Origin of the sequence: Limimaricola cinnabarinus LL-001 (assembly GCF_000466965.1) — a bacterium.
GTDB classification, from domain to species: Bacteria; Pseudomonadota; Alphaproteobacteria; order Rhodobacterales; family Rhodobacteraceae; genus Limimaricola; species Limimaricola cinnabarinus.
In genome coordinates, this window is the sequence record NZ_BATB01000141.1 from 1 (window position 1) to 1,918 (window position 1,918).

General features: G+C 68.7%; 3 protein-coding genes. All 3 read left to right on the forward strand.

The annotated features are described in order from the left end of the window. A partial coding sequence (locus tag MBELCI_RS18690) for an electron transfer flavoprotein subunit beta/FixA family protein (protein WP_045320543.1) occupies window positions 1–284 on the forward strand: 284 nt, incomplete at its 5' end. After that, a complete protein-coding gene (locus MBELCI_RS18695) occupies window positions 284–1,210 on the forward strand; it encodes an electron transfer flavoprotein subunit alpha/FixB family protein (RefSeq protein WP_021695803.1) in 927 nt (308 codons plus the stop codon). The genes MBELCI_RS18690 and MBELCI_RS18695, both read left to right, overlap by 1 nt. Next, window positions 1,207–1,918: tetrahydrofolate dehydrogenase/cyclohydrolase catalytic domain-containing protein (locus tag MBELCI_RS18700; protein ID WP_045320544.1), on the forward strand; the 712-nt coding region annotated here is incomplete at its 3' end. The genes MBELCI_RS18695 and MBELCI_RS18700, both read left to right, overlap by 4 nt.

Genomic DNA, 1,918 nt, shown 5'->3' on the forward strand with positions numbered 1-1,918 from the left:
GTGCGCGCGAGGTCGATGGCGGCCTGCAGACCATCGAGGTGCCGCTCCCGGCCATCGTCAGCGCCGATCTGCGCCTCAACGAGCCGCGCTATGCCTCGCTGCCCAACATCATGAAGGCCAAGAAAAAGCCGCTCAAGGAGACCACCGCCGCCGATTACGGCGTCGACGTGAGCCCGCGGCTCGAAGTCGTCTCGGTGCGCGAGCCGCAGGGCCGCCAGGCCGGGATCAAGCTCGGCTCGGTGAACGAGCTGGTCGATCAACTCAAGGAAGCGGGGGTCATCTGATGGCGGTTCTACTTGTTGCGGACATCACCAGGGGCGAATTGAACCGCGACGCCACGGCCAAGGCCATAAGCGCGGTGCAGAGCCTGGGCGCGGTGACGCTGCTTTGCGCCGGCGCCACGCATGAGGCGGCATCCGAGGCCGCGAAGATCGATGGTGTGGGCCGCGTGCTGCTGGCCGAGGGCGCGCAATACGAGCGCCAGATGGCCGAGCCGCTGGCGGCACTGATCGCGGTGCTCGCCGGTGATTTCGAGCACATCGCCGCCCCCGCCACCTCAAGCGCCAAGAACGCGATGCCGCGTGTCGCGGGGCTTCTCGACGTGATGGTGATCCCCGACGTGCTCAAGGTGATCGACGCCGAGACCTTCGAGCGGCCGATCTACGCGGGCAACGCGATCCAGACCGTGCGATCCAAGGACGCGACCAAGGTGCTGACCATCCGCACCACCGGCTTCGACGCCGCGGGCGATGGCGGCGCGGCCGAGGTCGAGACCCTGGCCGAGGTCACCGATCCCGGCCTCGCGCGCTGGCTCTCGGACGAGGTCTCGAAGAGCGACCGGCTGGAGCTGACCTCGGCGGGCCGCGTGGTCTCTGGCGGGCGCGGCGTCGGTTCGGAGGAGAACTTCGCACTGGTCGAGGGGCTGGCCGACAGCCTCGGCGCCGCCGTCGGTGCGAGCCGCGCCGCCGTCGATGCGGGCTATGCCCCGAACGACTGGCAGGTCGGGCAGACCGGCAAGGTCGTCGCCCCCGATCTCTACGTCGCGGTCGGCATCTCCGGCGCGATCCAGCACCTCGCGGGGATGAAGGACAGCAAGATCATCGTCGCCATCAACAAGGACGAGGAGGCGCCGATCTTCCAGGTCGCCGATTACGGCCTCGTCGGCGATCTGTTCGATCTCGTGCCCGAGCTGACGGGGGCGCTGAAATGAACATCCGCGAGACCACGCTTGGCGCCCGCATCGACGGCAAGGCCTTTGCCGCGAATGTGCGGGCCCATGTCGCCGATCACGTGGCGGAGCTGAACTCCGAGCATGGGATCACACCCGGCCTCGCGGTGGTGCTGGTGGGCGAAGACCCGGCCTCCGAGGTCTATGTGCGCAACAAGGCGCGCCAGACCCGCGAGACCGGCATGACCGGCTTCGAGCACAAGCTTGACGCCGAGACGAGCGAGGCGGATCTGCTGGCGCTGCTCGCGCGGCTCAACGCCGACAGGTCGGTGCACGGCATCCTCGTGCAGCTGCCGCTGCCGCGCCATATCGACACCGAGGCGGTGCTGGCGGCGATCGACCCGGCCAAGGACGTCGACGGCTTTCACATCTCCAACGTGGGCCTTCTGGGCACCGGGCAGAAGGCGCTGGTCCCCTGCACGCCGCTGGGCTGTCTGATGATGCTGCGCGACCGGCTGGGCGACCTCAAGGGGCTGAACGCGGTGGTGGTCGGGCGTTCGAACATCGTCGGCCGCCCCATGGCGCAGCTTTTGTTGCGCGATGATTGCACCGTGACCGTGGCGCATCGCCATTCGCGCGATCTCGCCGAGATCTGCCGCGGCGCGGACATCCTCGTGGTCGCCGTCGGCCGGCCCGGCATGATCAAGGGAGACTGGGTCAAGCCCGGGGCCACGGTGATCGACGTCGGCA